Raw genomic sequence first — 14,418 nt, forward strand, 5'->3', positions numbered from 1 at the left:
AAATCTAAAATCTAAAATCTAAAATCTAAAATCTAAAATCTAAAATCTAAAATCTAAAATCTAAAATCTAAAATCTAAAATCTAAAATCTAAAATATTACTTCAAGGCTTTCACTTTGTGTCCATATATTCCAAAAGATAAAATGATAACAAAACAAAGTAGGGGAATAATATATCCAGACTGAATATCATCATGTTTAATGTCAATTAATGTACCCATTCCGTATGGAAGAATTGCTCCGCCTACAATTGACATTACAAGCCATGAAGAACCTGTTTCGGTATTTGATTTTAAACCAACTAATCCCAAAGAAAAAATAGTTGGAAACATAATCGACATAAAAAATCCGATACCGCCAAGTGCATAAATAACTACAATTCCCGTTCCGTAAATAGCTAATAAGCAAAGTATAATACTGGCACCACAGTAAATAGAAAGTAAAACATAATCTTTTACAAACTTCAGAAAGAAAGTTCCTATAAAACGTCCCGCCATAAACAAGAAACCGTAGACACCAAGATAATATCCTGCCGTTTTTTCGTCTAAATGTGCACCTTGTTGTGCAATTCTAATAAAGAAACTCGTAATACAAACCTGCGCGCCAACATAAAAGAACTGCGCTACAACTGCCCAGCTTAAATGACGGAATTTTAAAACAGAGAAAAATCCAGGTTTAATTTCAGCTTCGGTATGTTGTGGTTTCATTGATGGCAAATGCATAAAGTAGAATATAATCGCTACTAAAACCAATACACTTCCTAAAATGATATATGGCATTTTTACAGCCGCCGCTTCCCCTAATAAATAAGATGCCTTTTCAGTTTCAGGCATTGCGGCCATTTGTGCCGGAGTATGATTTTTTCCTGATAAAATAAATAACGAACCCACAATTGGAGCCACCATTGCCGCTAATCCGTTGAAAGAAGCTGCCAAATTTAATCTTTTAGAAGAAGATTCAGCAGGGCCTAAAATCGCAGCGTACGGATTAGCACTCGTTTCTAAAATCGTTAATCCGCATCCAATTACAAACAAAGCGAATAGAAATAATTCATAAGTTCTGGTATTTGCAGCAGGCACAAATAAAAATGCTCCCGCAGCGAAAACCAATAATCCGGTAATGATGCTGTTTTTGTAACCAAATCGTTTAATAAGCATTCCTGCTGGAATTGCCATTATAAAATACGCGAAAAACACTGAGGTATCAATCAATGTCGATTGGCGGTTGTTTAATTCACACGCCTTTTTTAAATGCGGAATTAAAATAGAATCCAGGTTGTGTGCCATTCCCCAAAGGAAAAATAAGCTGGTAATTAAAATAAATGGCAGAAGATAGTTTGTTTTTCCGCCTTCTGTCGGCACTTCGTGAAGATCGCCTGTTTGGTTTGTTACTTGCATTTGTTAGATAGTTTTTTTTAAGGTTCAAAGTGACAGAGTGACAAAGGTTCAAAGGTTTTTCTGTAGAGGCGCACTGCAGTGCGTCTATTCTAAAGGTACTGAGAGGAGAAAAAACCTCTGTCCCTTTGGCACTTTGAACCTTTGTACCTCAAAAAGGATTATTTCTTTTTGACTAAAAGAAGATGATCACATACCAAAACCACTTCACCTCTTTGGTTAATGATTTCGACATGTTCTGTTACGGTTCCCATTTCTGGATTTTTTGCTTCGCCTTTTTCGGAAATTGTGATTTCAGAATGGATTGTATCGCCAATATGAACCGGTTTTACAAATCGCATTTTGTCGTATCCTCTTGAAAAAGCTTCAGGGTTTATTTCTGATGCCGTCAAGCCGATACCGATTGCAAAAACCATAGTTCCATGCGCAATACGCTGTCCGAATGGCTGTGTTTTGCACCATTCTTCATCCATGTGATGCGGGAAAAAATCTCCCGTATGCCCCGCATGAACCACAAAATCGGTTTCTGTAATAGTTCTGCCTAATGTAACTCTTTTATCGTTAAGCTGATAGTCTTCGAAAAAGGTTGATTTGAAATACATAATGTTGTTTTTTATTTCACCATATAAGTGATGTAAGATAATTTAAGCAGTGCGTTGAATTTAAGAGCGTTATAGGTCATAAAAGCTATGCGCAAAATGATTTAAATGAACTTATATTTCTTATATGGTTTTAAATTATTTATTGTTTGTACACAAAGTGATTAAATGAACTTATATCACTTATATGGTTTGAAAATTTTATAGTTCACTGAGGGAAATACCTCCATTGTTATTACTGATGTAGCAGGCTTCAACGACTTTCATGGTGTCTAAAACGTCCTGAACGCTTGCCAGTAGTTTCGAATCTGAACCTTCTTTAAAGCGCATTAGATTCGACATTGTCCCGATGAAAGCTTCTGGAAACCAAGAACCTTCAAGGTTGATTTTTTTCCATTCATATTGACCTTTTTCGTCCTCAATTGCATATTCAAAAATGTCAGGAAGTCCGTCAGGGTAATTCATTAATAATCCCATTTTTGCTTTAATGGCGCCTTTTGTGCCTTCCCATTTTATGTAGCTTTCTTCGTGATTTGGGCCAAAATGATGATCGTGATTCGTATTGATCACCACATGTTTATCTTCGTCATAATCTAAAATAATAGTAGAACGGCTCGATGATAATTTTTTAAGCGGATGTTTGGCTGTTTTCGCCATCACACTTTTCGGATTTCCCATAAAAGACCGAATGCAATCGATATAGTGAACACTATGAAAAAGAATTTCTAATCGAGGATGTTCCTTAATCAGCGGAAACAATTCCCACGGTGTATTTACGGTTACTTTAAACTCAAAATCGTATAAATCGCCAAGCAGTCCTTCGTTAATTAAATATCTCGCAGCACTGACAAAAGGGGAGAATCGAAGCTGAAAATTGATAGCAGCAACAAGGTTTTTTCTTTCGCATACTGCTGCAATCTCTCTTGCCTGAGTCAAATCATTTCCCATTGGTTTCTGAATCAAAACTGCTGCTCCATTAGGCAATTGCTCTAATATTTCGATATATTGATCCGGTAAAACGGTAATATCGTAAACCGCATTTGACGGTGCATTTTTAACCGCATTGGCAACATTTTCAAAAACATGCTGAATCTCAAATTCTTTGGCTAGATCATGCGCTTTTGCAATCGTTCTGTTGGTAATGCCAAAAACTGTAAAACCAGCCATTCTATAAGCGGGTAAGTGCGCATCTTTTACAATCCCGCTTGCACCGATAATGATAATGGGCTGTTTGGTTTCGGGCAGTAAAGGTTTATATGGGATATTCATTTTGTTAACTATTTTAGTTCAGTTAGTGGTGCAAACTTTGTCAAAGTTTTAAACTTTGACAAAGTTGACTACAACACGTAATCAGTTCGTTAATTTTTCAATATTTTGCTGTGTTTGTTCTAAAAGAGTTTTCGACGAAATACCCGTTTCTATCGCTTTTAAAACCATTTTATCAATCAATTCTGCTACTTTTGGCCAAATTGGAGTTTGTGGTAAAGTCAAAGCATTTTCATGCAGCATTTCCAGTTTATGATAATACGGAATCGTTTTATTGATTTCGGTATCATTCCATGTTGATTTTCTGCATCCAATTCCACCTTCGGTTGTCAATAATTTATCGCTTTCTGCTGTTGTAGCAAATCGTAAAAAATCATAGGCGAGTGCTTTATTTTTACTTCCAATGCCAATGGTGTATAGCCAATACACATTTAATGAAGCCGTTTTGTGGTTTTCATTGTGCGGTAATTCGGTAATATCGACTTTGCCTTTTACTTTCGATTCTTCAATTATTTCACACATCGAAGCAAATCCAAACCAGTTAATTGCCATTGCAGCTTGTCCTTCGGCGAAAGCCATTCCTGCTTCAACGGAACCAAAATTTTTCGAACCCGGATGAACGGCATTTGTATCGTTAACGATTTTTTTATAATAATCTAAAGCTTCAATGGCTTGACTATGATTGATATTTATTTTGTTTTGAGGATTTAAAAGAGAGCCGCCGCGCGTCCATAACTGCAGGCAGAAATCGAAAACCATATTATGACCGTCAGGATAATTGGCAAAAACACAGCCATATAAATTGCTTTCAGGTCTATTAAAAAAAGCAGCAATTTGGGTGAATTGCTCCCAAGTTTTTGGAGGGAACAATTCGTAACCAAATTGTTTCTTAAAGTTTTCTTTTTCAGTTAAATCTTCAAATAAATCTTTTCTATAAATCAGACATTCCGGGCCGTCGTGAAACGGAAGTCCGTAAGTTCCGCCATTAATCTGCTGCAGGTTTAACAACGATTGATGCCAGCCTTCAGGATAATCCTGCGGCGGGTTTTGATTGATAAAAGAAGTTAAATCCAGAACCGCTCTTTCATTGGCAGCATCAAAAATCCAATCGGTATTTAAGTGCGCTATGTCCCATTTTCCGTTTTTTAAGCCTTTATTAACGATGGTTTCTTCATAAAGATCGTGCAGTTCCAGCGGAATCATTTCAACCTCGATCTGTATATTGTTTTTCAGACAAAAACCATCCCACAGCTTTTGCAGCGTACTTTCAAAAGGAGAAAATTTTCTAACAGCGATTCTAAATTTGTCCATACTTATGCTATAAATTCTTTTATAATTCGCTCGTTATCTTGTCCTAATTTTGGAGAACCTTTACCAGATGTAAAATATTCACCGTCAATTTTTATAGGACATCTTGTAGTTTTATACGAATAGCCGTCAAGCATTTCAACTTGCTGTGTAAACTCCAAAACTTTAAAACCGTCTTCTTTGAAAAGCTGTTCGTAGTTTAAAACTCCTGCACACCAAATATCAGCCGGTTCTAAAATATCCAGCCAAAACTGTGTTTCCTGCGTCAATAGGTGAGAAGCCAGAATATTTTTGATCTCATCCCTAAGCGTAAATTTATTCTCCGGAAATTGTAATAATTTATCACATTTTAGCAATGAAGCCAAAACCGGAATCGATCCCATTGCCAAAGCCAGATAACCGTTTTTAGTTTGATAAATTCCGTATGGCGCGCCTAAATAAGCGTGCGCATTATTAGTTTTAGTTCTCACTGGCAATTCTCCGCCATCATTAAAGAAAGTGGTGATCGTTTCAAACTGAAAATCAAAAGCCGATTCGAGCATGCTTACCTGAACCGTTCCGCCTATATTTTGTGCTGCTTTTCGATATAAAGCTGCTAAAATTCCCTGTGCTAAATGTGCGCCCGCAAGCATATCTACAATCGATAATCCCATTGGTACCGGGCCGTCTTCCTGATTACCGCTCAGCCAGGTTAAAGCCGTTAAAGATTGTAACAACAAATCCTGTCCGGGTAAATCTTTAAGTTCAGGATGATTTCCAAAACCAGAAATCGAACCATAAACCACCGTTGGATTAATCGCTTTTACATCATCATAACTTAAACCAATGCGTTCCATAACGTCCGGTCTGAAATTATGAATGACCACATCGGCTTTAGCCAATAATTTTTTTAATTTTTGAAGCTCTTCCGGTTGTTTAAAATCAATGGCAAACGATTCTTTATTTCTGTTTATGGTATGAAAAACAGACGATTCGCCGTTCATGATTAAGTCAGAAGTATATAAGGTTCTGCAAATATCACCAGTTCCCGGTTTTTCAATTTTTATAACGCGCGCGCCCAAATCGGCCAAGCGAAGACTCGCCGATGGACCCGAAAGAAACTGACTAAAATCTACAATTATATAATCTTCTAAAGGTTTCATTTTTTTGTTTATTTGTTGAATCGTTTATTTGTTTAATCGTTATTGAATACGATTCAGCGAATAAATTCTTCTTCTATTGCTAAATTATCTTCGCCCACTTTTGGAGCTGCTTTTGTACTGCTTAAAATTTTACCATCAAGCTGAATGGGGCTTCGGGTTGTAACTAAAGTTTCTCCGTCTGAATTTTTTACGGTTTGTTTTAAGTGTAATTCATGTACAAAAGGCTGTTGGTTTAATGTTTCATAATTGAGAACTTTTCCTGCCCAAATGCCTTGTTTTTGAAGTAATTCTAACCAATAATCTGCTTTTTGTTCGGCTAATTTATTGGCTAAAAGGACTCTGATTTCATCTCTTTTTTCAAACCAAAGAGGTTTGTCAGCATATTGATTTAAATCGACTCCAAGCGTATTTCCTATAAAAATTAAATCGCCCATTGCCAGCGAAATATAATCGTCTTGTGTTTTGTAAACTCCGTAAGGCGCACTTAAAAAAGCATGCGCGCTTCCTTTAATATCGCCTCGTTCCGGTTGTTGTCCGCCATCGTTTAAGAAAGAAGTAATGGCTTCAAACTGAACATCTAAAATAGATTCCAGTAAACTTACTTCTACCAAAACACCTTTTCCGGTTTTGGCTCTTTTCAATAATGCGACTAAAATTCCCTGTACGAAATGATTTCCGCACATTAAATCGGCGACAGCCAAACCAAACGGAACAGGTCCCTGACTTTTTCGTCCGCTCAGCCAGCTTAAACCCGAAAGTGACTGCAAAAGCAAATCCTGTCCCGGTTTTTTTGCCCAAGGGCCTTTATCGCCGTAACCTGTTATCGTTCCGTATATAATCTTCGGATTTATGGTAAGCGTTGTAAGATAATCTAACCCGATTTTTTCCATTACGCCCGGTCTGAAATTATGTGTCATAATATCAGCCTTTTCGATTAGTTTTTTAATTAAAACCAAATCATCTGGATTTTTTAAATCGGCTGTAAAAGATTCTTTGTTTCTGTTAATCGTATGAAACAAAAGACTGCTGTCGTCAACAAAAAGATCTTTAATACTTAATTGTCGGCAGGCTTCACCTTTTATAGGACGCTCGATTTTAATAACTCTCGCGCCTAAATCGGCTAATTTTAATCCGGCAGAAGGACCCGCCAAAAACTGGCAGAACTCTAATACAATTAATCCTTCTAATGGTTTCATGAATGTTGCAATTTTAAGGATTTAGCATAAAGTGCATTCAATGCATCTAAAACCAGTTCTTCGTCACCGCCATTTATTAAATAATCACGAACTACATCGCCGCCATGATCCTGAAAATACATATGTCCAGAATATCTTGGTCGTAGAAAAGCCCTTTCTAAAGCGGGTAAAGTATTTTTGAAATAATTGTTAGTTATAGAATTGATTCGGTCGTTTTTCCAGGCTTGTAAATGTCCCGGCTGGCCTCCGTTATCGGCAAAAATATTCTGCTGAACTTGTGATGAACCCGTAAATTCAGCATAACGAATTGCTTCCGGAATGTGTTTGCTGAAAGAAGAAACAGCCAATCCTGTTCCGCCCAAAGAGCTTATCATAGGCGCATTATTCAGTTTAACCAAATCATAAAAATGAAGCAGGTTTTTGCTGTATCCTGCTCTTGAATAATTAGAATATCCGTAAGCAAAAGGGCAGTAAGCAATTTCATCTGAATTTACCATTGCCTCGTAAACCTGAATTGGATTTCGGTTAAAGTTGGCCGGATCAATTAATTGCGCCAATTCGCGAAACATCTGCAAAGCTTTTTTTCCTGTTTCTATAGAAATTACTTTTTCTTCAGACTGAAAAGGAGCTTCGCTTAAACTACAGCAAAACATATAAAAACTCATTAAAACATCAACCGGAATTCCGGCAAATGCCACTAAACCTTTTTTGGCTAAAGCCAATAAATCGTCGTATGTCTGAGGAACTTCAAGTCCCTTTTTTTCTAGAATATCCAAACGTGCCGCAGCAACGGGAGTCGCAGCATCAATTGGCAAAGCCCATAATTTATTGCTGAAAACATAGCTTCCGTATGACTTTCCTACGGTATTTATTTCCTGATCTTTGATGTAATCGGCAGAGAGATAATCAGAGAGTGGGAGGATAGCATTAGTATGTGCTCCAAAACCTGTCCAAGGATGATCGATAACCAATAAATCAAATCGTTTTGCTAAATCTTCGATAGAAGCATCTGCAAATTCTTGTAAACTTCTTTTCTCCCAGGTAATTTCGATATCCGGATTTAACTCGGTAAAGCGTTGTGCCGTTGCAACCATTGGTAATAAACCTCTAGTATGATTCCACGTTATGCCTTTTAATACTGTCATTTTTCTTGGATTATGTATTTGGAAAATAATAAATGTAAAAAATACAATTACAAAATTAGGAATTAGATTGAATTGAGCAAGAAAATGTAACTTTTTACATTGATTTTTTTATCAAAAGTTTTGAACTAGACATATTTTTTTACAAAGCAAATAAAAATTGTTATAATTTTTTAAAGAATGATCATTTTATTATATTAGTAGAAAAATAAAATGCAAAATTATATTTAATCGATTACATTTGTAATTGTGTATTTTACATTTGTTAAATTAGGTACACTATTGGTTCCATTAATCAAGATTCTTAAATATTAAATTATAATAAAATGTTTTCATTACAAAGTAAAAAAGCAGTCATAACAGGAGGCGGAAGCGGAATAGGAAGAGCAATTGCGGTCTTGTTTGCCAAACAGGGAGCAGAAGTTCATATTATTGATTTATCTATTGAAAGTGCGCAGGATGCTGTTGACGAAATTAAAAACGCAGGAGGAAATGTGTTTTCGTATGCGTGTAATGTTTCCAGTCAAGCTGATGTTAAAGCGACTTTCGAAAAAATTGGAAATATCAATATCTTAATTAATAATGCCGGAATCGCGAATGTTGGAAAAGTTGACACGACTTCTGAAGCTGATTTTGATCGTGTAATGGATGTAAACGTAAAAGGAGTTTACAACTGCTTGTTTGCGGCGATTCCACAATTCCGACTTTCAAATGGCGGTGTAATTTTAAACATGGCATCAATTGCGGCATGGGTTGGAATCTCAGACCGATTTGCTTACTCAACAGCAAAAGGAGCTGTAATGGCGATGACTTTATCAGTAGCAAGAGATTATTTAAGTGAAAATATCAGATGTAATTCTATTTCTCCGGCAAGGGTTCACACGCCTTTTGTAGACGGATTCATCTCTAAAAACTACGCCGGAAAAGAAGAAGAAATGTTCGAAAAACTTTCTAAATCACAGCCAATAGGCCGTATGGGAAAACCAGACGAAATCGCCGCTCTGGCATTATACTTATGCAGCGAAGAAGCCGGATTCATTACCGGATGCGATTATCCAATCGACGGAGGATTTATTAAACTGAATAATTAATTTTGAGTTGTTAAGATAATAAGATGCTAAGTTTTTTATCAGCTTAGAATTTTACGACTCGTTAGACCTGACAGGTTTTTAAAACCTGTCAGGTCTAAAATAAAACCTTAGAACCTTAGCATCTCAGCACCTTAGAAACTTTTAAAAAAATAACCTAAAAATAAGAATACAATGAAATTAATACGTTTTGGAGAAATCGGAAAAGAAAAACCAGGAGTTTTAATTAATGAAAAAAGATATGATGTTTCTTCTATCGTTTCAGACTTTAACGAAAGCTTTTTTGAAGATAATGGTTTAGAAAAATTGCAAAAAGCATTAGAAAGCGACCCAACTTTACCAGAAGTTGATGCGAGTGTACGTTTGGGATCTCCGGTTGCGAGACCTTCAAAGATAATTTGTATTGGATTAAATTATGTGGATCACTGTAAAGAAACTGGTGCTCCAATTCCAACAGAACCAATTATCTTTTTTAAATCAACGACTTCTTTATGCGGTCCTGACGATGATGTAATTATCCCAAAAAATAGTGTAAAAACTGACTGGGAAGTGGAATTAGCATTTGTTGTAGGTAAAAAAGCAAGTTATGTTGATGAAGCAGAAGCTTTAGACTACGTTGCGGGTTATGCATTATTGAATGATTACAGCGAAAGAGAATTTCAAATTGAGCGTGGCGGACAATGGGCAAAAGGAAAAGGCTGCGATACATTTGCGCCTCTTGGACCATTTTTGGCTACGAAAGATGAAGTAAAAGATGTTGATAATTTATCGATGTGGCTGAGCGTAAATGGCAAAAAATACCAAGACAGCAACACGCTAAATCTGGTTTTCAAAATTCCTTATTTACTACATTATTTAAGTCAGTTTATGACTTTGCTTCCGGGCGATATCATTAGTACAGGAACGCCTCCGGGAGTTGGTTTGGGTATTAAACCAGATCCAATTTACTTAAAAGCAGGCGATGTTGTTGAACTTGGAATTGAAGGTTTAGGTACAAGCAAGCAGATCGCAGTTGCATATAAAAAGTAATCTAAAACAAAATCAAAGATGAAATTTATTGTATGCGAAAAGCCGCAGGAATTTAAATTAAAAGAAAAAGAAATTCCGGAACCAAAAGACGGTGAAGTTCTCTTAAAAATAAAAAGAATTGGAATCTGCGGAACTGATATTCATGCTTTTGGCGGAACGCAGCCGTATTTTGAATATCCCAGAATTTTGGGACACGAATTGGCTGCAGAATATGTAAAAGGAAATGCAGTAGGTTTTAAACCGGGCGATAAAGTAACTTTTATTCCGTATTTCAACTGCGGAACTTGTGTTGCGTGCCGAAACGGGTTGACAAACTGCTGTGTAAATATTAAAGTTTTTGGAGTTCATATTGATGGCGGAATGGCTGAATATGTTTCGATTCCGGAACAGTATTTACTTCACGGTCAGGGATTAGATTATGATGAACTGGCTTTGGTTGAACCTTTGGCAATTGCAGCGCACGGAGTACGAAGAGCTGCTGTTAAGGCAGCTGATACGGTTTTGGTAATGGGAGCAGGGCCAATTGGAATTGGACTGATTCAGTTTGCTAAAATTGCCGGAGCAAAAGTGATCGTAATGGATATCAACGATTATAGATTAAACTTCTGTAAAACCGAATTAAAAGCCGATGAAACTATCAATCCGTTAAACGATGATGTAGCAGCGAAACTGATTGAATTGACAAACGGTGATATGGCAAATGTGGTAATTGATGCTACAGGAAACCAAAAAGTGATGAACAGTGCTTTCAATTATATTTCGCATGGCGGAAGATTTGTTTTAGTCGGCCTTCAAAAAGGAGAATTGAGTTTCAGTCATCCTGATTTCCATAAAAGAGAATCTACTTTAATGAGCAGCAGAAACGCGACTATTGAAGACTTCGAATATGTAATGAAATGTTTGAAAGAAGGCAAAATTGATCCAAAAAAATACATTACGCACAGAACAAATTTCTCTGAAATGATTACTGATTTTGGACAATTAATTGACCCGAAAAATAATGTAATCAAGGCGTTAATTGAGATAGAATAACAAATATCCATAGTCTAGGAAACCCGACAGGTTTTTAAAACCTGTCAGGTTTAATTAGCTAACCTTAATAACCACAAAAAATGGATTTAAATTTAAAAAATAAGATTGTTGTCGTTTCCGGTTCGGCTGGAAAAGAAGGCAGTATTGGGGAAACAATTATTAATCGAATTGCAGATGAAGGTGCGATTCCGGTTTTAGTTGACAGAAATGCAAGAGGTTTCGCTTACGCGGAAGCTTTCCAAAAAAGAGGAATAGATTCTTTATTTGTGCAGACTGATGTAACTGATCCTGTTGAAATCGAAAATGCAGTCAAAACAATCGTAGCAAAATACGGAAGAATCGATGCTGTTATCAATAATGTTGGAGTTAATGACGGCGCAGGTTTAGATGCTTCTTACGAAGAATTTATGGATTCTTTAAAACTGAATGTAGTAAGTTACTTTTTGCTGGTTAAATACGCGCTTCCGCACTTAAAAGAATCAAAAGGAAATATCCTGAATATTGGTTCTAAAGTTGCTCTAACAGGGCAGGGAGGAACTTCTGGTTACGCTGCTGCAAAAGGCGGGGTTTTAGGACTTACAAGAGAATGGGCAGTAGATTTAATTCAATTCGGAATTCGTTCGAATGCCATTATTATTGCTGAAAGTTATACTCCTGCATACGAAGACTGGATTAAAACATTGGCAGATGGAGAAACCGTTTTAAAGAAAATTAATAAAAGCATTCCGTTTGAAGGCAGAATGACCAAAACAGAAGAAATTGCAGATACAGCACTTTTTATTATTTCGGACCGTTCATCACATACTACTGGACAATTTGTTTTTGTTGATGGCGGTTATGTGCATTTAGATCGTGCTTTAATCAACGATGTAAACTAATTCAGAATGAATAACCGAATTGATTCTCACCAGCATTTTTGGAAATTTGATCCTGTTAGAGACAGCTGGATTGATGAAAGTATGTCAAAAATTCAAAGAGATTTTCTGCCGGAAAATTTATTGCCATTGCTTACAGAAAACAAGTTTTCGGGTTGCGTAGCGGTTCAGGCAAGTCAGTCTGAAGACGAAACCAATTTCCTTGTAGATTTGGCTTCAAAAAATGATTTTATAAAAGGAATTGTAGGCTGGGTTGATCTTTGTACAGATAATATATCGGAACGGTTACGTCATTTTTCTTCGAATAAAACAATTAAAGGATTCCGTCATGTTGTACAAGGCGAAGCCGATGATTTTATGTTTAGAGAAGATTTCCGTAACGGAATTTCGGCTTTAAAAGAATTTGATTTTACGTATGATATTCTGATTTTTCATCGTCAATTACCGGCTGCGATAAGTTTGGTAAGAGACTTTCCAAACCAAAAGTTTGTAATTGATCATATTGCAAAACCTGATATTAAATCAGGAAACATTGATTCGTGGAAAAAAGGAATTGAAGAAATCGCAAAATACGACAATGTATGGTGCAAAATCTCAGGAATGGTCACAGAAGCCGATTGGAAAAACTGGAAATCAGAAGATTTAAAACCGTATTTAGATGTAATTTTTGAAAATTTCGCGACAGATAAAATATTGTATGGCTCAGATTGGCCAGTTCTAAATGTAGCTTCTGATTATAATGAGGTTGTAAAAACTTTAGAAGATTATATTTCGAAGTTTTCTATCAAAGATCAAAATAAGATTTGGTCTGAAAATGCGGTTTCGTTTTATAATTTGAATCAATAATTTTTAGCCACAGATTAAAAGGATTAAAAAAAATCTGTGAAAATCCTTTTAATCTGTGGCTAAATATTTTCTGTAAAATTTGTAAATTTTTGCTTGTAAACTTGTCAAACATAGCCCGTGGTTTCAACCACGGGGGCATAATATTGTCACGCTTCGTATTGTATTCCCGTGGTTGAAACCACTGAGGATAGGATAGAATTAAATTAGATGTCGTATGTCATTGCGAGGAACGAAGCAATCACATTTGCTATATCCAGCTTGTCGAATATTTTAGTGAGATTGCTTCGTTCCTCAATGACCAAGCGTTGTGTTTTATTGTTTCAAAACATCATTTCCAGAATCCCATTTCTTCTGCCAGGCTGGATATTTCTTCAAAACCTTTTCCGGTTTATCCGTATACCACGCATAACCGCTTCTGCGCTCTCGGCTTACTTCTGCTAAAGAATATAAAAACTGACTGTCTCTATCGCAGAATAAAGGTTTATGAGTTCCTAATTCGTAATATCTCGTCCAGATTGGCGGTGCTGTAGAATCGGTTACAATGCGCACATCGTTGGTGATTTTTTTGTATTTAGATTCCATTTCCGGAGCTTTAAAACTTTCAACTCTGGTATTGTATATTTTAGAATCCTGAAACCATTTTACAGCACTTTGCACCGAGTTGATTATCTTTTCATTCGGATTCTCGATTGCCATTAAAAACAGAACAACATCAACACTTTCTGCATTACAGATACTTGGCGGTTCAAACTTTCTTGCCCACGCTGGTAAAAGGGTAATTTCATCATGCTGCTGACACCAGGCCGTTAGTTTTCCGTCGTCTTTAATCTGCATTTTTAAAATACAGTCAATTCCTTTTTCGTAAGAAGCCGTTACTTTTTTTCTAGTTTTAGGATCAATAAATGCAAAATCAGCATCGTTGTTTACGATCTTTTTCAAAAGATTTATAATACCCATATAAGCACCGTCATTAAATGTAATATGTCGGCTGTAACCTTTTTCTAAAGGAAAATATTGAGGCCAGCCTCCGTTATTGTATTGCGCTTCCAAAATAAAATCAATTCCTTTTAACGCACCGTCTTTATATTTTGCCTCTTTAGTCAAAGTGTAAAACTGAGCCAGATAATTGACATGCGTGTAAGTTGTTTCATTGTCAAAAGTAGTATGCAGAATCGGTTTGGTTTTAATAATCGTATTAATTTGCTTTGGAGTCAGAATAGCTTTCATATCGTAATTCTTTGGCCATCCGCCATTATTACGCTGAAAATACAGGATATTATCAGCAATTTTAGCGTAATCCGTTTCTGCATATTGTGGCTGATTCGGAACCGGATTTACGATATTGGTCGCATCTTTAATGTGATACCAATGATTGGTTCCATCTGTAAAAGGTTTTGTACTGATTTCTGATTTTTCCTCTTTGTTAGTTTGTGCATTCGAATGTAGAAACGAAAAAGCACACAGACTTAAAACAACTGCTTTTGAGCTATTGATAAAATTCAT

Annotated in this window: 13 protein-coding genes; 5 read left to right on the forward strand and 8 right to left on the reverse strand. The window is 36.2% G+C overall.

Annotated features, from left to right (window positions below; all coding sequences use genetic code 11):
* Nucleotides 1-96: 96 nt before the first annotated feature.
* The 7 genes from fucP to BUE10_RS18215 all read right to left on the reverse strand — a co-directional run bounded on the left by fucP (nt 97) and on the right by BUE10_RS18215 (nt 8,048).
* Nucleotides 97-1,395 (reverse strand): L-fucose:H+ symporter permease, encoded by a 1,299-nt coding sequence (gene fucP, locus BUE10_RS18185; protein WP_073487409.1) that lies wholly within the window; start codon nt 1,393-1,395, stop codon nt 97-99.
* Between the two features lie 158 nt (nt 1,396-1,553).
* Nucleotides 1,554-1,994 (reverse strand): MaoC/PaaZ C-terminal domain-containing protein, encoded by a 441-nt coding sequence (locus BUE10_RS18190; protein ID WP_073487411.1) that lies wholly within the window; start codon nt 1,992-1,994, stop codon nt 1,554-1,556.
* 198 nt (nt 1,995-2,192) lie between these two features.
* Nucleotides 2,193-3,260, reverse strand: coding sequence for a Gfo/Idh/MocA family oxidoreductase (locus tag BUE10_RS18195; protein WP_073487413.1), 1,068 nt, complete (start codon nt 3,258-3,260; stop codon nt 2,193-2,195).
* Nucleotides 3,261-3,341: 81 nt separating this feature from the next.
* Nucleotides 3,342-4,568, reverse strand: a complete 1,227-nt coding sequence (locus BUE10_RS18200; RefSeq protein WP_073487414.1) for an ABC transporter substrate-binding protein — start codon at nt 4,566-4,568, stop codon at nt 3,342-3,344.
* Between the two features lie 2 nt (nt 4,569-4,570).
* Entirely contained in the window at nt 4,571-5,707 is a 1,137-nt protein-coding gene (locus BUE10_RS18205) for a CaiB/BaiF CoA transferase family protein (protein WP_073487416.1), read from the reverse strand.
* Nucleotides 5,708-5,760: 53 nt separating this feature from the next.
* Complete coding sequence (locus BUE10_RS18210; RefSeq protein WP_073487418.1) at nt 5,761-6,903, reverse strand: CaiB/BaiF CoA transferase family protein; 1,143 nt, start codon at nt 6,901-6,903, stop codon at nt 5,761-5,763.
* Nucleotides 6,900-8,048 carry an ABC transporter substrate-binding protein gene (locus BUE10_RS18215; protein WP_073487420.1) on the reverse strand — a complete coding sequence of 383 codons (1,149 nt, stop codon included), beginning with the start codon at nt 8,046-8,048 and terminating at the stop codon, nt 6,900-6,902. The genes BUE10_RS18210 and BUE10_RS18215 overlap by 4 nt, the downstream gene beginning before the upstream one ends.
* Before the next feature lie 323 nt (nt 8,049-8,371).
* Here BUE10_RS18215 and BUE10_RS18220 point away from each other — a divergent pair, with 323 nt between their 5' ends.
* The 5 genes from BUE10_RS18220 (at nt 8,372) to BUE10_RS18240 (ending at nt 12,915) form a co-directional block, all read left to right on the forward strand.
* Entirely contained in the window at nt 8,372-9,136 is a 765-nt protein-coding gene (locus BUE10_RS18220) for an SDR family NAD(P)-dependent oxidoreductase (RefSeq protein ID WP_073487422.1), read from the forward strand.
* A gap of 171 nt (nt 9,137-9,307) precedes the next feature.
* The gene (locus tag BUE10_RS18225) at nt 9,308-10,162 is read left to right on the forward strand and encodes a fumarylacetoacetate hydrolase family protein (RefSeq protein ID WP_073487423.1); all 855 of its coding nucleotides are present in this window, start codon (nt 9,308-9,310) and stop codon (nt 10,160-10,162) included.
* 18 nt (nt 10,163-10,180) lie between these two features.
* On the forward strand, nt 10,181-11,194 hold the full coding sequence (locus BUE10_RS18230) for a zinc-binding alcohol dehydrogenase family protein (protein ID WP_073487425.1): 1,014 nt from the start codon (nt 10,181-10,183) through the stop codon (nt 11,192-11,194).
* 80 nt (nt 11,195-11,274) lie between these two features.
* Complete coding sequence (locus BUE10_RS18235; protein WP_073487427.1) at nt 11,275-12,072, forward strand: SDR family oxidoreductase; 798 nt, start codon at nt 11,275-11,277, stop codon at nt 12,070-12,072.
* A gap of 6 nt (nt 12,073-12,078) precedes the next feature.
* Nucleotides 12,079-12,915, forward strand: coding sequence for an amidohydrolase family protein (locus BUE10_RS18240; protein ID WP_073487429.1), 837 nt, complete (start codon nt 12,079-12,081; stop codon nt 12,913-12,915).
* Between the two features lie 312 nt (nt 12,916-13,227).
* On the opposite strand, the gene pelA is transcribed toward BUE10_RS18240, so the two are convergent.
* Nucleotides 13,228-14,418 carry a pectate lyase gene (pelA, locus tag BUE10_RS18245; protein ID WP_073487430.1) on the reverse strand — a complete coding sequence of 397 codons (1,191 nt, stop codon included), beginning with the start codon at nt 14,416-14,418 and terminating at the stop codon, nt 13,228-13,230.

The organism is Flavobacterium sp. CF108, from assembly GCF_900129795.1.
Lineage (GTDB): Bacteria > Bacteroidota > Bacteroidia > Flavobacteriales > Flavobacteriaceae > Flavobacterium.